The following is a 16608-nucleotide window of genomic DNA, read 5'->3' as shown; positions in this document are numbered from 1 at the left end:
TTCCGGGAGGGCAATGCTTTCCATCGCGAGCGTGTGAACACCGACGGCCCCTGTAGGAGCGAGCACGCTCGCGATGGTCGTCAACGATAATGCGGGCTGCCTGATACCCCGCGGTGCCCGGTTTTCCATCGCGAGCATGCTCGCTCCTACAACGATGCAGACTGTGTGAACACCGACGATACGCTCGCGATGGTCGTCGACGGTAACGCGGGCTGCCTGACGCCCCGTGGTGTCTGGTCTTCCATCGCGAGCATGCTCGCTCCTACAGAGGGAGGGCGGGGGTTTCTGCGGGTAAAAATAAACCCGGAACGCAGTCCGGGTTTATTTCAGTGCCTGGGTCAGATCAATGCAGGATCTGGCTCAAGAACAGCTTGGTACGATCATTCTGCGGGTTGTCGAAGAAGTCGTTCGGCGCGGCCTGTTCGACGATTTCGCCCTTGTCCATGAAGATCACGCGGTTGGCGACGGTGCGGGCGAAGCCCATTTCGTGGGTTACGCAGAGCATGGTCATGCCGTCTTCAGCCAGGCCGATCATGGTGTCGAGAACCTCCTTCACCATCTCCGGGTCGAGCGCCGAAGTCGGTTCGTCGAACAGCATGATTTTCGGCTTCATGCACAGTGCACGGGCGATCGCCACTCGCTGTTGCTGACCGCCGGACAGTTGCCCCGGATACTTGTGCGCCTGCTCCGGAATGCGTACGCGCTCCAGGTAGTGCATGGCGATTTCCTCGGCCTTGCGCTTGGGCATCTTGCGCACCCACATCGGTGCCAGGGTGCAGTTCTGCAAAATGGTCAGGTGCGGGAACAGGTTGAAATGCTGGAACACCATGCCGACTTCACGACGGATCGCTTCGATCTGCTTGAGGTCGTTGGTCAGTTCCACGCCATCGACCACGATGCGGCCCTGCTGGTGTTCTTCCAGTCGGTTGAGGCAACGGATGGTGGTGGACTTGCCGGAGCCCGACGGGCCACACAGGACGATGCGCTCACCCTGCCTGACGTTGAGGTTGATGTCTTTGAGTACGTGAAACTGGCCGTACCATTTGTTCACGCCCTGCATCTGAATAATGCCTTCAGGACTCGCAGGCTTCTTGTTTGCTTCGCTCATCACAAAACTTCCTAATCAGGTAGCGACTTAGCGCTTGTGGCCAGTGTCGAGCTTGCGTTCCAGATGCATGGAATAGCGCGACATACCAAAACAGAAAATCCAGAACACCAGGGCGGCGAACACATAGCCTTCGGTGGCCATGCCCAGCCATTTCGGATCGGCGGCGGCTTGCTTGACGCTGTTGAGCAGGTCGAACAGGCCGATGATGATCACAAGGCTGGTGTCCTTGAACAGTGCGATGAAGGTGTTGACGATACCGGGGATCACCAGTTTCAGGGCTTGCGGCAGAATCACCAGGCCCATGCTGCGCCAGTAGCCCAGCCCCATCGCGGCAGCCGCTTCGTACTGACCTTTGGGAATCGCCTGCAGACCACCGCGCACCACCTCGGCCACATAGGCCGACTGGAACAGGATCACGCCGATCAGGGCCCGCAGCAGTTTGTCGAAGTTCATGCCTTCGGGCAGGAACAACGGCAACATCACCGAGGACATGAACAGCACCGTGATCAACGGCACGCCGCGCCAGAATTCGATGAAGGTCACGCAGACCACGCGAATCGCCGGCAGGTTCGAACGACGACCCAACGCCAGGACAATCCCCAGCGGCAGCGCACCGGCGATGCCGACAGTGGCGATCACCAGGGTCAGCATCAGGCCGCCCCACTGGCTGGTCGCCACCTGCGGCAGTCCGAATACGCCACCGTGCAGCAGGCACCAGGCAACGATCGGGTACAGCACCAGGAAGCACAGACCGTAGACCGCTTTACGCGGAAAGCGCGAGATGAACAGCGGTGCCACGCCGATGACCGCCAGCCACACCGTCAGGTCTACGCGCCAGCGCAGCTCCGGCGGGTAGTAGCCGTACATGAACTGACCGAAACGCTGTTGGATGAAAACCCAGCAGGCGCCGTCCTTGGTGCAGTCGGCACGAGTGGTGCCGACCCAGTTGGCGTCGATGATCGCCCACTGCAGGATCGGTGGAACCACCAGGTAAATCAGGTAGAACGCAAACAGGGTCAGCAAGGTATTGAGCCAGCTGGAGAACATGTTCGCGCGCATCCACGCCACCACACCGATACTGCTGCTCGGTGGAGGCATGTCAGGTTTGAAAGTATGAGTGCTCATGCGCTTTTCCTTACCGCTCGATCAGCGCAATGCGCTTGTTGTACCAGTTCATCAGCAAGGAAATGCTGATACTGATCGCCAGGTACACGCTCATGGTGATCGCAATCACCTCGATCGCCTGGCCGGTCTGGTTGAGCACGGTCCCGGCAAACAGCGAGACCATTTCCGGATAACCGATACCGGCCGCCAGCGACGAGTTCTTCGCAAGGTTCAGGTATTGGCTGGTCAGCGGTGGAATGATCACGCGCAGGGCTTGCGGGATGATCACCTTGCGCAGGGTCGGGCCGTTGCGCAGGCCCAGCGAGTGCGCCGCTTCGGTCTGGCCATGGCTGACCGACTTGATGCCCGAACGCACGATCTCGGCGATGAACGCCGCGGTGTACACGGTCAGGGCCAGGGTCAGGGCCAGCAGTTCCGGGATCAACACCCAGCCGCCGACAAAGTTGAAGCCTTGCAGCTTCGGCATTTCCCAGTGCACCGGTGCACCGAAGATCAGTGCGCACAAGGCCGGGATCACCACGAACAGCGCCAGACCGGCCCAGAACTTGTGGAACGGCTCACCGGTGGCTTCGAAGCGCCTGGTGGCCCAGCGGCTCATCAGCACAATGGCGGCGATGGCGACCACAATACTCACCACAAACGGCCAGAAGCCGTCTGCGATCAACGCCGCCGGCATGTTCAGGCCACGGGCGCTGACGAAGAAGGTGTCGCCGAAGTTATGGCTGTTGCGTGGCCCCGGCATGGTCAGGAACACCGCGAAGTACCAGAACAGGATTTGCAGCAGCGGCGGAATGTTGCGGAAGACTTCCACGTACACCGTCGCCAGCTTGGCGATGATCCAGTTCTTCGACAGCCGTGCCACACCGATGATGAAGCCGAGGATCGTCGCCAGGATCACGCCGATGAAAGTCACCAGCAAGGTGTTGAGCAGGCCGATGACAAACACCCGTGCGTAAGTGTCCGCCTCGGTGTAGTCGATCAGGTGTTGAGCGATGCCGAAACCGGCACTGCGCTCCAGAAAGTCGAAACCGGAGGTAATGCCCCGGTGCTGAAGGTTGGCCTGGGTGTTATCGAACAGATACCAGCCCAGCGAGACCACCGCGACAACCGTGATGATCTGAAATACCCACGCACGCACTCGCGGATCGCTGAGGCTGAGCCTCTGCTTTGGTGCGCCGATTGAATTTTGCATGAAGTGCCCCGGAAATAATGGAACAGAACATCACCCGGTGGTTGGCCCACCGGGTGATAGAACCATCAGCGCACTGGTGGTGCGTACTGGATGCCGCCTTGGTTCCACAGCGCGTTCAGGCCGCGGTCGATTTCCAGCGGAGTGCTCTTGCCGAGGTTTTTCTCGAACACTTCGCCGTAGTTACCCACTTGCTTGACGATCTGCACGACCCAGTCTTTCTTCACTTTCAGGTCTTTGCCGTACTCGCCATCGGTACCCAGCAGGCGGGCAACGTCAGGGTTCTTGGTGGCCTTGGCTTCGGCTTCGACGTTCTTCGAAGTGATGCCGGCCTCTTCAGCGTTGAGCATGGCGTAGCCGGTCCAGCGCACGATGGCCAGCCACTCGTCGTCGCCATTGCGTACGACCGGGCCCAGCGGTTCCTTGGAAATGGTTTCCGGCAGAACCACGTAATCCTTCGGCGAAGCCAGCTTGCTGCGCTGGGCGAACAGCTGGGACTTGTCGGAGGTCAGTACGTCGCAACGACCGGACTCCAGCGACTTGGCGCTTTCGTCGGAAGTATCGAAAGTGATCGGGGTGTATTTCAGGCCGTTGCCGCGGAAGTAGTCGGAAACGTTCAGTTCGGTCGTGGTACCGGCCTGGATGCAGATGGTTGCACCGTCCAGTTCCTTGGCGCTCTTGACGCCCAGTTTGTTGTTTACCAGGAAGCCGATGCCGTCGTAGTAAGTGATGAAGCCCGGGAATTTCAGGCCCATGCCCGCATCACGGGAACTGGTCATGGTGGTGTTGCGCGACAGGATGTCGATTTCGCCGGATTGCAGCGCGGTGAAGCGCTCCTTGGCGTTCAACTGGCTGAACTTGACCTTGGTCGCGTCGCCGAAGACAGCAGCTGCCACTGCGCGGCAGTAGTCAGCATCGATACCCACGATCTTGCCGGTGGAATCCGGAACCGAGAAGCCTGGCAGGCCATCGCTGACGCCACACTGCACGAAACCTTTCTTCATCACTGCATCCAGGGTTGCACCCGCCTGGGCAAACCCGCTGACACCGAGTACCGCGGCTGCAGTCACGATAGCCAGGGTGGATTTCAACATCTTCATTCAAACCTCCAGTTTTGCTCTTGTTGTGTCGGAGCGTGAGTCCTGTCGCACCCTTATGAGGCGTAGTTGACCCGAGTTGGCTTGTTTTGGGGTCAACCGACGTAAGACGTTAGCTTTGAGTCTAGTAGGAGAAAATCCACATCATGGAAAACTCACTCTCACCAGTCGGCCGAACGGGCTGTAGCCCTTTCACGTTCGCGAAGCCCCGTAGCGGCCATTGGCGAACATCCATCACCGGATTCATTGCTATCCCACAGTCGGCAGTACACTGATAGTGTTACCGCCAGGCGCGAGATGGGTTGCACCGTTTCCCCATAGCAAAGCCCGTACCACACCGCTCGCAGAAGCAGTTGAGCTGCAGGTCAATAGCAAAACTTGTAACCTTGCGACATCTTCGTAACTGATCAATCAGACGCGCACTCATTCCTCGCACCCGATGAGCGCGCACGCACATTTTTGGAGCAGCCATGACCAACCCCTTGATTCTTCAGCCCGTCAAGACCGCAGATGCCTGCGTCATCTGGCTGCATGGCCTGGGCGCCGACCGTTACGACTTCCTGCCGGTGGCCGAAGCGCTGCAGGAGAGCCTGCTGAGCACCCGCTTCGTTCTGCCGCAGGCACCGCATCGCCCTGTCACTATCAACGGCGGCTACGAGATGCCGAGCTGGTACGACATCCTGGCCATGAGCCCGGCGCGCGCGATCAATCGCGAACAACTGGAAGAGTCCGCCAACTGGATTATCGAACTGATTGAAGCGCAGCGATCCAGCGGAATAGACGCCTCGCGGATTTTCCTGGCAGGTTTTTCCCAGGGTGGCGCCGTGGTGTTCCACACCGCGTTTCTGAAATGGCAGGGACCGCTGGGTGGCGTCGTTGCCCTGTCCACTTATGCACCGACCTTCAGCGACGAACTGCAACTGTCCGCGAGTCAGCAGCGCATTCCGGTACTGTCGATGCACGGCCAATATGACGACGTGGTGCAAAGCTCGATGGGCCGTAGCGCTTACGAACACCTCAAGCAGCATGGTGTCACCGTGACATGGCAAGAGTACCCAATGGCCCACGAAGTGTTACCCGAGGAAATTCGCGACATCGGTAAGTGGCTTGCTGAACGTTTGCGCTAAACGTTTTACCGGCGTTTTTCTGTTTAAAAGCGCCCATTGATCCATCCCACTACGCCGCGCCCGTTTCTTGCATTACACTGGCCGGCGTACATTCCTTAACCAATCGATGAGATGACCGTGCTCAAAGCACTCAAGAAAATGTTCGGTAAAAGCGAGACCGAACAACTCGCGCCAGCCCCCAGCGCTCCGTCTCACCAGCCCAGCCACCGCACCGACGGTAATCAGCCTGGCCGGACCGCCCCCACGGCGGCACCGAAAGACGAACCGCGACATGAGCCCAAGCGCCCTCCCGCCGCCCAGCCCGCGGCGACCACTGCCCCCGGGCAGCCACGCAGCGAAACGCCGAAGCCCGCCAAACCACGCCGCGAACCGAAGCCAAAAGCCCCGGTCATCCCGTGGAAACTCGAAGACTTCGTCGTCGAGCCCCAGGAAGGCAAGACCCGCTTCCACGACTTCAAGCTCGCCCCGGAACTGATGCACGCCATCCACGACCTGGGCTTCCCATATTGCACGCCGATCCAGGCCCAGGTGCTGGGCTTCACCCTCGCGGGCAAGGACGCGATCGGCCGCGCCCAGACCGGCACCGGTAAAACCGCTGCGTTCCTGATCTCGATCATCACCCAGTTGCTGCAGACCCCACCGCCGAAAGAGCGCTACATGGGTGAGCCACGGGCGCTGATCATCGCGCCGACCCGCGAACTGGTGGTGCAGATCGCCAAGGACGCCGCCGGCCTGACCAAGTACACCGGCCTCAACGTCATGACGTTCGTCGGCGGCATGGACTTCGACAAGCAACTCAAGCAGCTCGAAGCCCGCCACTGCGACATTCTCGTGGCCACGCCCGGTCGTCTGCTGGACTTCAACCAGCGCGGCGACGTGCATCTGGACATGGTCGAAGTCATGGTGCTGGACGAAGCCGACCGCATGCTCGACATGGGTTTCATCCCGCAAGTGCGCCAGATCATTCGCCAGACGCCGCCGAAGTCCGAGCGTCAGACGCTGCTGTTCTCCGCGACGTTCACCGAAGACGTGATGAACCTGGCCAAGCAATGGACCACCGACCCTGCGATCGTCGAAATCGAAGCCACCAACGTGGCCAACGAAAACGTCGAGCAGCACATCTACGCCGTGGCCGGTGCCGACAAATACAAACTGCTCTACAACCTGGTCAACGACAACGGCTGGGAGCGGGTGATCGTGTTCGCCAACCGCAAGGATGAAGTGCGGCGCATCGAAGAACGCCTGGTGCGCGACGGCATCAATGCCGCGCAACTGTCCGGCGACGTGCCGCAGCACAAGCGCATCAAGACCCTGGAAGGTTTCCGCGAAGGCAAGATTCGCGTGCTGGTCGCCACCGACGTGGCCGGTCGCGGCATCCACATCGACGGCATCAGCCATGTGATCAACTTCACCCTGCCGGAAGTGCCTGACGACTATGTGCACCGCATCGGGCGTACCGGGCGTGCGGGTGCCGACGGTGTATCCATCAGCTTTGCCGGTGAAGACGACTCCTACCAGCTACCGTCCATCGAAGAAAAACTGGGGCGCAAGATCAGCTGTGAAACGCCACCGACCCATCTGTTGCGGGCCGTTGAACGCAAGCGTCCTCATTAAGCGACGCTGAAAAGAGAAGCGCAGCCGGAAACGGACTGCGCTTTTTTTTCGCCCGGCTTTTCAACAGACGCTTGCGAGAGACAACTAAAAGTCCATAATAGACAAAATAGTTTACTTTCAGCCAACGCCGGAGCCGAGCATGTCCAGTACGCCCCAAGTGATCACCCAAGCCCAGGCTCGCGAGCTGCTGGCGCAGGTCGATGTGCCGCAGATCCTGCGCAAAATGTTCCGTGACCTGGCGTCCGGGCAAGCAGTGCAACCGGCGCAGCAACTGGTGGAGCTCCCACAGGGCGCCGGTGACTTCATCAACTACCTGGGTGTGTTGGCCGAAGACGGCGTGTACGGGATCAAGACTTCGCCGTACATCGTCCGTGATCAGGGGCCATTAGTGACCGCATGGACGCTGCTGATGTCGACGCAGACCGGCCAGCCGCTGTTGCTGTGCGATGCAGGTGAACTGACCACCGCACGCACCGCCGCGACCACCGCCGTGGCGGTCGATGCCCTCGCCCCGCTCACCGCCAATCGCCTGGCCATCATCGGCAGCGGCAAAGTCGCCCAGGCGCACCTGCACTACGTGAAAGGCCTGCGCCACTGGCAGAGCATCAGCTTGTACGCGCCGAACCTGAGCGATGATGGCGAAACCATGAGCCTGCTGAAAAACATCGAACCACGCCTGAATATCGTCGACAGCCGCGAGGTTGCCGTTCAGGACGCCGATGTGATCATGCTCTGCACCTCGTCCGCCGGCCCGGTGATCGAGCCGTCAAGCCTGAGCAAACCGGCGCTGATCACCTCCATCAGCACCAACGCGCCGCGCGCCCACGAAGTGCCGCCGCAAAGCCTCAACGACATGCAGGTGTTCTGCGACTTTCGCCAGACCACCCCGGGCTCGGCCGGTGAAATGCTGATCGCGACTGAACGGCATGGCTGGAACAAGGACGCGATTGTCGGCGACCTGCCCGACCTGATCAGCGAAAAAGTACAGCGCCCCGGTTACGACCGCCACGTGTTCTTCCGTTCCATCGGCCTGGGCCTGGAAGACATAGCGCTGGCCAGTGCGATCTATCGCCTGCAGCACTGACACCACAATCCACCTGTGGGAGCGAGCCTGCTCGCGAATACGATCTTTCATTCAACAGGGATGTTGACTGATCCGACGCTTTCGCGAGCAGGCTCGCTCCCACAGGAAATCTCTACACCATTGGCATTTACGCCCCAAAAGGAGACGTTCATGAGCCAGGCAGACTTCATCATCATCGGCGGCGGGATTGCCGGCGCTTCCACGGGTTTCTGGCTGTCGCAGCATGGCCGCGTGATCGTACTCGAACGCGAATCCCATCCGGCCTATCACTCCACCGGTCGGTCGGCGGCGTTGTACACCGCCGCCTACGGCACGCCGCAAGTGCGGGCATTGACCCTGGCCAGCCGCGACTTTTTCGACAACCCGCCCACCGGCTTCTGCGAACACCCGCTGTTGACCCCGCGCGGCGAGATGACCGTGGACCTGACCGGTGACCCTGATGAACTGAACAGGCAATACCAGAGCGCGAAAGCCACCGTGCCGCAGATGCAATTGCTCAGTACCGACGAGGCCTGCGCGCTGGTACCCATCCTGCGTCGGGAAAAAGTCCACGGCGCGATCTACGATCCAACGGCTACCGACATCGACACCGATGCCCTGCACCAGGGCTACCTGCGCGGCATTCGCCGCAACCAGGGTGAAGTGCATACCGACAGCGAGGTCGTCAGCCTGAGCCGCGATGATCAAGGTCACTGGCACGTGCAAACCGGCAGCCAGACATTCAGCGCGCCGATCATCATCAACGCCGCCGGCGCCTGGGCCGACAAGATCGCTGAATTGGCCGGCGCCAAGCCGCTGGGCCTGCAACCCAAACGCCGTGCCGCCTTCATCTTCGCCGGCCCGGAAGGCGTGGACATCCACCATTGGCCGATGCTGGTCAGCCTCGACGAGTCCTTCTACATGAAACCCGACGCCGGCATGTTCCTCGGTTCGCCAGCCAACGCCGACCCGGTGGAGCCCCACGACGTCCAGCCCGAAGAGCTGGACATCGCCATGGGCATCTACCAGATCGAAGAAGCCACGACCCTGACCATTCGCCGTCCGACCCGCACCTGGGCCGGCTTGCGCAGCTTCGTCAGCGATGGCGACCTGCTGTCCGGTTTCGACCCACAGGTGCCGGGACTGTTCTGGGTCGCGGCACAGGGCGGTTACGGCATCCAGACCTCGCCGGCCATGGGCCAGGCCAGTGCTGCGCTGGTACGCGGTGCGGCGTTGCCCGAGGCGCTCGGCCGTTTCGGCCTGAGTGCCGAAATGCTCTCCCCTGCGCGCCTCGGCTGATCCAGATCCTCAGGTGACGCGCCCACACGATTACGGCACACTTTCAGCGCCCCTTTGATGGGGCGCTGACGCTGCCTGGAGTTCCACTGCATGAACGCCCCCGAAAAAGACTCGGCCCCCGACACCGCGTCGCTGGATAACTTCCGGGCGATCGCCGATGCCATCGCCACGTTGTTCTTTCCCCACGCCGAAGTGGTGCTGCATGACCTGCGCTCACAAAAGGTCGACTACATCGCCAACAACCTGTCCAAGCGGGACATCGGCGACGACTCGGCGCTGGAAGACATGCTCAGCGACGATGTCAGCGAGCGCAATATCGGACCGTACGAAAAGCTCAACTGGGATGGTCAGAAGATTCGCAGCCTCAGCACGGTGCTACGCGACAGCGAAGGTCATCCGCTGGCCGTGCTGTGCATCAACCTGAATATTTCATTGTTCGAGAATGCCAAGGCCGCCCTGGATCTGTTCCTGTCGCCGACCAAATTGATCCCGCAACCGGATGCCCTGTTCCGCGATGACTGGCAGGAACGGATCAACACCTTCCTCCATGCCTGGCTACGGGAACGTCAGCTGAGCCTGAACCTGCTGACCCGCGACCACAAGCGCGAGCTGGTACTGGCGCTGCACGCCGAAGGCGCGTTCAAGGGCAAAAGCGCATCGAACTACGTGGCCAATGTGCTGAACATGGGCCGGGCGACGGTGTACAAGCATTTGAAGGAGTTGAAGGGTTAGACCCTGAGACCTGTATTGTTTGATCTGGCGCCATCGCGAGCAGGCTCGCTCCTACAATGGATAGGCGTACACCATGCCCTGTAGGAGCGAGCACGCTCGCGATGGCGATTGATCAGTCGCCGTAGATATCAGACTTGAAGTACTTCTCGGAAATCTTCTGGTACTCGCCACTGCTGCGAATGCCATCGATGGCCGTGTTCAGCTCGCTGACCAGTTCGGTATTGCCCTTGCGCACGGCAATCCCGGCCCCCTCGCCCACATACTTCGGATCTTTCAGCTCCGGCCCGACAAAGGCATACCCCTGACCACGCGGCATCGACAGGAAGTCATTGAGCGGAATGGTGTCGGCAAAAATCGCGTCGAGGCGACCGGCCGCCAGGTCCATGTAGATTTCTTCGTTGTTGCTGTAGCGCTTGACGTTGATGCCCTTGGGCTCGAACACCTCGGTGGCGTAACGGTCGGTGGTGGTGGCGCGCTGCACGCCGACGGTCTTGCCCTTGAGGCTGGCGTACTGGTCATCCACCACCGCGCCGTCCTTCATCACCAGGCGCGACGAGGTGAAATAGTACTTGTGGGTGAAGTCCACCGACTTCTTGCGGTCCTCATTGATGGTCATGGACGATAGCGCCATGTCGATTTTCTTCACCTTCAGGGAAGGAATCAGACCGTCGAACTCGCCTTCGACCCACACGCACTTGACCTTCATCTGCGCGCACAGGGCGTTGCCGATGTCATAGTCGAAACCGACGATCTCGCCTTGGTCGGTTTTCGAGGCGAACGGTGGGTAAGCGGCTTCAATGCCGATGCGCAGGGTTTTCTCGGCGGCAAACACAGAACTGCACGCCAACAGGCTCAGGGCCAGACCGGTGATGAGGGGAAACTTCTTCATGTTCGTTTCTCGCGGGTTGTTGTTGGTTTGGCAAGACAGAAGAAAAAGCTGAAACGGGATGGGAACCTTTTTTGTACTTATAATTCCATACTGGACTTTTATGTATTATCCGTCAATGAGGCAATTGCAGCCCGTGCCGGCCGATGGTCGGGTGGTGAGTCATCAAGGTTTTTGGTGATGCAGATGTCGCCATCGCGAGCAGGCTCGCTCCTACAGGGGAATGCGCTCAACTGTGGGAGCGAGCCTGCTCGCGAAGACTTAATTGAAAACGCCGCAGGAATTACTGCTTCCAGCGATCCGCCGCCGCATGATCACTGTCACGCCCCTCGACCCACCGCGGCCCGTCGCTGGTGTTTTCCTTTTTCCAGAACGGCGCACGGGTTTTCAGGTAATCCATGACAAAGGCGCAGGCGTCGAACGCCGCCTGACGATGGGCGCTGGCCGCGCCGACGAAAACGATCGGCTCGCCCGGTTCCAGGGCGCCGATGCGGTGCAGCACTTCCAGCTTGAGCAGCGGCCAGCGCTGCTCGGCCTCGATGGCGATCTTGCCGAGAGCCTTTTCAGTCATGCCGGGATAGTGTTCGAGGAACATCCCGGCGACGTCGAGGCCGTCATTGAAATCGCGCACATAGCCGACAAAACTCACCACCGCCCCCACGCCGACATTGGCATCGTGCATGGCGTTGACTTCGGCACCCGGGTCGAACGGTGTGGACTGCACGCGAATGGCCATGTCTCAGCCCCCGGTCACAGTCGGAAAGAACGCCACTTCATCACCCTCGCTGACCGGCTCGTCGAGCTGGCAGAGGTCTTCGTTGCGGGCGCACATCAGGTTTTGCTCGCTCAACACCTCGGCACCTTCACGCTGGGCCAACAGGGCGCGAACATCATCGACGGTGGAGAAATCGCCTTGAACCTTCACCGAGTCCAGACCCAACGCTTCACGATAACGAGCGAAAAACTTCACGGTTACGTTCATGGTTGCTCCGCCTGGAAATGGCCGCTCTTGCCGCCGACCTTCTCCAGCAGTCGTACGCTTTCGATGGTCATGCCGCGGTCAACGGCCTTGCACATGTCGTAGATCGTCAGCGCGGCGACGCTGGCTGCGGTCAGGGCCTCCATCTCGACACCGGTCTGCCCGGACAGCTTGCAGCGCGCCACGATGCGCACCGAGTCGTCGCCTTCGGCACTGAGCTCGACCTTGACGCCGGTCAGCATCAGCGGATGGCACAGGGGAATCAGATCGCTGGTTTTCTTTGCCGCCTGAATGCCGGCAATGCGCGCCACGGCAAACACATCACCCTTGGGGTGGCCACCGCTGACGATCATCCGCAGGGTTTCGGGCAGCATGCGCACCAGCGCTTGGGCGGTCGCCTCACGGAACGTCACGGCTTTTTCGGTGACGTCGACCATGTTGGCGCGACCTTGGGAATCGAGATGAGTCAGCACGGGATTACTCCTGATCAGGAGCATCGATTGTAAACCTGCGGGTCAGATTTCCGCACGCACGATTATGCTTCCACCACAATCCCCTGTGGGAGCTTGCTCGCGATAGCGGCCTGCCATTCACCTGAGATGGCGACTGACACACCGTCATCGCGAGCAAGCTCGCTCCCACAAGGGATTTGTGTCGGACATAAAAAACCGGGCGACCTTGCGGCCGCCCGGTTCCGGTAGATAGTTACAGGTGCGATTCGGCGTATTCGGCCAGGATCGAGCGTGGCACCCCTTGCAGGGTGATGTGCACCCCGTTCGGGAAGTCCTTGAAGCGTTCAGTGAGGTAGGTCAGCCCGGAACTGGTCGCGGACAGGTAAGGGGTATCGATCTGTGCGAGGTTGCCCAGGCACACCACTTTGGAACCGGCGCCGGCGCGGGTGATGATGGTTTTCATCTGGTGCGGCGTGAGGTTCTGGCATTCGTCGAACAGGATTTACTTCTCCTTCTTCGATCAATATTTACCCTCTATCGCCCATAGCCATCGTGCCTACGATTGCGTAACGAAATGCTACTAACAGGCACCTTTTCCGAAGGTATAGAAACAACTACATCCTATGAGTCCTTCCGCAACAGCATGATTACCTTTCAAAAATGATTTCAAGTAGGAATTTAGTGTGCGATCTAGGAACTTACATTATACGAATATTCCTACAACTCAAATTATTGACCATTTTTTTGAAGACGACTAGTTTCGTCAGTGAAGTCAAACGGCTTCATAACCCTAAAAATAGCAAGAGGTTCTTATTATGCGTAAAGCAAATCTGCAAACTCGACTGACTGCGCTCTCCAACAACGCATACAACATTCTCATCACTCCTGCGAAGCGGGACTCGAAACTAGCAAATTAATTGAGCCCAGTGCCGGGTTGGTTACTATGCCCTCTCGGCACATCAACGCGGAGCACTTAAAAATGACTTACTTCAAAATTAATGAAAACCTAACGATCACACTAAACGAAGGTATCTTCGGATTATGGAACTTGGAAACGGGAGAGCAATACGAAATATTCGAAAGGCAATACCTTGATAGAATTTTCGAACTAAACGAACTAATTGGAATGCCATATACACCTAAGACAGAGGATGACATATTAATTGAAGCAGGAATATTATTAATCGGTAGACAGGCTGAAGAGTGCCAGAAACAAAAAATTCTAAATGGACCATGGGGATGGGATCTCATTTCAAAAATATTCCACTTTGGAAGCAAGCACAACTTCCCTAGCAAATTCACAAACACCGAGACTAACGAAGAGATCGGTTATGTAAATTTCTGCGAGAGCATTGCTGAAAGCACACCAAACCTCGATACAGAACGAGAAGGAAAGCAGGTGCATCTTCCCGATTACAACAGCAAGGTAATTGACTCTTACAGCCTGAAAAAAGCTCTATGGAATAGAACTACAAGTCGAAACTTCAACAAGAAATCCGTCCCACTGGAAATTGTATCTAACATCTTATTTACTACATTCGGGAAAATACACGGAGATTCGCACAAATCCAAACTTGCAGAGCGAGGAATTCTGACCGTTGGCTATCGCAGATCTTCACCCAGCGCGGGATGCTTACAAGCAACAGAAGCGTATCTGGTAGCGTTAAATGTCAATAACCTAGATCGAGGCGTCTACCATTACAGGTCCCACCAACATATTCTGACAAAGCTGGAGGATGGAATAGGCTCTGATTTATCACAAATTTTATGCCATCAAAGTTTTGCAGTGGATGCAAGCTTTCTCATTGTAATGAGCTCACGCTTTGATAAGCTTTGGTGGAAATACCCACACTCACGAGCGTACCGTTCGGCCTTAATGGATGTAGGACATTTATCTCAGACATTCAACCTCGTGGCAACAGCTCACAAACTAAACACTTGGTTGACCGGCTACTTCATAGATGACCTATTGAACAACCTAATCAAGGTTGATGGTTTCAAAGAGCACTCTCTGTTTGTTCTGGCAGGAGGACATGGCCTACAAGACCCTCTGACCCCCGGAGTCGCAAAATTATTGAAAGCAACAGCATCATAAACTCAAGCCCTTAGGTGCTCACATGCATGATGAAACAGTGAGAAAAAATGAGTACTCCGAACAAAACAGAAAAATGGCTGATCTCTATTTCAGAAATAACAAATATAAAGAGGCGTCACGACTGTACGAGCTTAGCATAAAGATAAACCAAAACAACGTAAAAGCACTGAACAACCTGGCAGTATTATCTGAGGAGTTAGGTGACAACAAGAAAGCAGAGCAACTCTACAAGCAAGCTTGCGGAATATCAGAAACACTAGCAGCAGATAAACTTAAATACCTTCAAAACCTAGCATCTATCCAAGAAAAAAATGGAAACCTTAACGCGGCACTTTGGACTTACCAATCGGCTGTAAAAATAGAAGGCTTTACGAAAAGCCGCATTGCTTTTAATTATCTTTATTTACTTAGCTCAACACATCTCACGTCGTTCGACCCCATAACATTTTCTAGCTTAGCCATACTCTTTAACGTCGAAGAAATAGATACAGACGCGCTAGCTCAAGTATACCTTTCACAGCTTGCACTTAAACTTGAAAAATCAAAACACCCAAAAAATAAAAACACTATATTTGCGCTTAACCTTATAGAGACAGAGCAAATCGCGCTTACTATCCTAAGTAATAACCTAATCACCAACCATGTCATAGAGGAAGTCATTTTAGATATAAGAAAAAACCTTATGACATCCATGCTCAGTGGCTGCTATACAAAAACGCATACCGACTTCCTCATAGCTTTAAAAAAACAATGCACACTAAACGGATTCATCTATCCAGTTGACAGCGAAGAACTGTCGGGCGTTGAAAAGCTGAAAGAAAAAATTCTAGAGCTTCCAACTGACGTCCGCTTCGATGCACAGTTAATAATCAGTTCATATTCAGCGATCGACGTTATAGAGAAATCGAATAACGTCCTGCCAGAGTACTCAACCCACAAATTCGGCAGCAAAGCAACACCAATTACAGACTCATTGAGAAACAAACAACTCATTAGGGCGTTTTATGAATCCAATCCATATCCCGCATGGACATCCAAACCAAAAAGCACCCCATCAACATTGGACCAACTTTTCAGGAACCTAAACCTAAACAGCCCGCCATCTGAGAAAAACAGAATATTAGTTGCGGGGTGTGGAACAGGAAGACATGCCATTCAACTAGCCTTGACCTACCCGCATGCAGATGTCATAGGGCTCGATATCAGTCTGGTGAGTTTAGAATATGCTGCCCGTAAAAGAGACGAATACAAAATACGAAATCTGAAATTCATTCATGGTGATTTGAATGACATTTCCTCTTTTGGCATGAACTACAGTCTTATTGAATGCATAGGAGTCTTGCACCACTTACAAGATCCATTGAAGGGATGCCGAGCGATTCTCTCAGCCCTCTGCCAGGGTGGTATAGCAAAATTAGGGCTGTACAGCACATCCGCACGGGCTCCAATAACAGAACTGGCAAGCCTGGCGGCAGAGAAAAGAATTCCATACGTGCACAGTAACTTAGAAAAAATACGAAAATTGGCAATTGAAAATTATAATCAAGGAAGAGTAAGTGAAATAGTCAACTCACGTGATTTTTTCAGCAGAAGCGGGTGTATGGACTTACTTTTCAACCCAGCGGAAAAAACTTTTAACGCCAATGAAATCAATGAACTTGTACAAACTTTAAATTGCGAGTTTGCAGGTTTCGAAAAAGGCGGGCAGGCAGGATCTCCGACATTCAGAGACTTCGGAAATCATTCGGATATAGAAAAGTTCTTTAACGCCTGGAAGCGATTTGAAAGCTCAAGCCCTGCCTTTTTTAGCGAAATGTACTTGTTTTGGTTAAAACCATAAGG

The 16608-nt window shown here is 56.3% G+C and carries 15 protein-coding genes and 1 pseudogene; 7 read left to right on the top strand and 9 right to left on the bottom strand.

The window, feature by feature from the left end; translation table 11 throughout:
* Positions 1 to 343: 343 nt before the first annotated feature.
* The 4 genes from CAG47_RS06655 to CAG47_RS06640 form a co-directional block, all read right to left on the bottom strand.
* On the bottom strand, positions 344 to 1108 hold the full coding sequence (locus CAG47_RS06655; RefSeq protein ID WP_085724115.1) for an amino acid ABC transporter ATP-binding protein: 765 nt from the start codon (positions 1106 to 1108) through the stop codon (positions 344 to 346).
* Between the two features lie 27 nt (positions 1109 to 1135).
* On the bottom strand, positions 1136 to 2233 hold the full coding sequence (locus CAG47_RS06650) for an amino acid ABC transporter permease (protein ID WP_085724114.1): 1098 nt from the start codon (positions 2231 to 2233) through the stop codon (positions 1136 to 1138).
* A gap of 10 nt (positions 2234 to 2243) precedes the next feature.
* On the bottom strand, positions 2244 to 3425 hold the full coding sequence (locus CAG47_RS06645; protein WP_085724113.1) for an amino acid ABC transporter permease: 1182 nt from the start codon (positions 3423 to 3425) through the stop codon (positions 2244 to 2246).
* Between the two features lie 65 nt (positions 3426 to 3490).
* A complete protein-coding gene (locus CAG47_RS06640) occupies positions 3491 to 4522 on the bottom strand; it encodes an amino acid ABC transporter substrate-binding protein (RefSeq protein WP_085724112.1) in 1032 nt (343 codons plus the stop codon).
* A 467-nt stretch (positions 4523 to 4989) separates the two neighbouring features.
* Here CAG47_RS06640 and CAG47_RS06635 point away from each other — a divergent pair, with 467 nt between their 5' ends.
* From CAG47_RS06635 to CAG47_RS06615, 5 genes are all read left to right on the top strand, one after another.
* Positions 4990 to 5646, top strand: a complete 657-nt coding sequence (locus tag CAG47_RS06635; protein ID WP_085724111.1) for an alpha/beta hydrolase — start codon at positions 4990 to 4992, stop codon at positions 5644 to 5646.
* A gap of 111 nt (positions 5647 to 5757) precedes the next feature.
* Positions 5758 to 7260 (top strand): ATP-dependent RNA helicase RhlB, encoded by a 1503-nt coding sequence (gene rhlB, locus CAG47_RS06630; RefSeq protein WP_085724110.1) that lies wholly within the window; start codon positions 5758 to 5760, stop codon positions 7258 to 7260.
* Between the two features lie 139 nt (positions 7261 to 7399).
* Positions 7400 to 8344, top strand: a complete 945-nt coding sequence (locus CAG47_RS06625; RefSeq protein ID WP_085724109.1) for an ornithine cyclodeaminase family protein — start codon at positions 7400 to 7402, stop codon at positions 8342 to 8344.
* 150 nt (positions 8345 to 8494) lie between these two features.
* Entirely contained in the window at positions 8495 to 9622 is a 1128-nt protein-coding gene (locus CAG47_RS06620; RefSeq protein WP_085724108.1) for an FAD-binding oxidoreductase, read from the top strand.
* A gap of 90 nt (positions 9623 to 9712) precedes the next feature.
* Positions 9713 to 10354 carry a transcriptional regulator gene (locus CAG47_RS06615; RefSeq protein ID WP_085724107.1) on the top strand — a complete coding sequence of 214 codons (642 nt, stop codon included), beginning with the start codon at positions 9713 to 9715 and terminating at the stop codon, positions 10352 to 10354.
* A gap of 112 nt (positions 10355 to 10466) precedes the next feature.
* On the opposite strand, the gene CAG47_RS06610 is transcribed toward CAG47_RS06615, so the two are convergent.
* From CAG47_RS06610 to CAG47_RS06590, 5 genes and pseudogenes are all read right to left on the bottom strand, one after another.
* Positions 10467 to 11243, bottom strand: coding sequence for an ABC transporter substrate-binding protein (locus CAG47_RS06610; protein WP_085724106.1), 777 nt, complete (start codon positions 11241 to 11243; stop codon positions 10467 to 10469).
* Positions 11244 to 11523: 280 nt separating this feature from the next.
* Complete coding sequence (moaE, locus tag CAG47_RS06605; protein WP_015096731.1) at positions 11524 to 11976, bottom strand: molybdopterin synthase catalytic subunit MoaE; 453 nt, start codon at positions 11974 to 11976, stop codon at positions 11524 to 11526.
* 3 nt (positions 11977 to 11979) lie between these two features.
* Positions 11980 to 12222, bottom strand: a complete 243-nt coding sequence (gene moaD, locus CAG47_RS06600) for a molybdopterin converting factor subunit 1 (protein WP_085724105.1) — start codon at positions 12220 to 12222, stop codon at positions 11980 to 11982.
* A complete protein-coding gene (gene moaC, locus CAG47_RS06595; RefSeq protein ID WP_085724104.1) occupies positions 12219 to 12692 on the bottom strand; it encodes a cyclic pyranopterin monophosphate synthase MoaC in 474 nt (157 codons plus the stop codon). The genes moaD and moaC overlap by 4 nt, the downstream gene beginning before the upstream one ends.
* A 232-nt stretch (positions 12693 to 12924) precedes the next feature.
* Positions 12925 to 13173 (bottom strand): annotated as a pseudogene (locus tag CAG47_RS06590) (PhoH family protein); the annotation flags it as partial.
* Between the two features lie 477 nt (positions 13174 to 13650).
* Between CAG47_RS06590 and CAG47_RS06585 the strand changes: the two are divergent.
* Both CAG47_RS06585 and CAG47_RS06580 read left to right on the top strand, forming a co-directional pair.
* Positions 13651 to 14766, top strand: coding sequence for a SagB/ThcOx family dehydrogenase (locus tag CAG47_RS06585; RefSeq protein ID WP_085724339.1), 1116 nt, complete (start codon positions 13651 to 13653; stop codon positions 14764 to 14766).
* A gap of 22 nt (positions 14767 to 14788) precedes the next feature.
* Positions 14789 to 16606, top strand: coding sequence for a class I SAM-dependent methyltransferase (locus tag CAG47_RS06580; protein ID WP_085724103.1), 1818 nt, complete (start codon positions 14789 to 14791; stop codon positions 16604 to 16606).
* Positions 16607 to 16608 lie beyond the last annotated feature (2 nt).

This window comes from Pseudomonas sp. R37(2017), from assembly GCF_002113375.1.
GTDB lineage: Bacteria > Pseudomonadota > Gammaproteobacteria > Pseudomonadales > Pseudomonadaceae > Aquipseudomonas.
The sequence above is the reverse complement of the archived record's forward strand: the minus strand, read 5'-3'. Positions and strand labels throughout refer to the sequence as shown.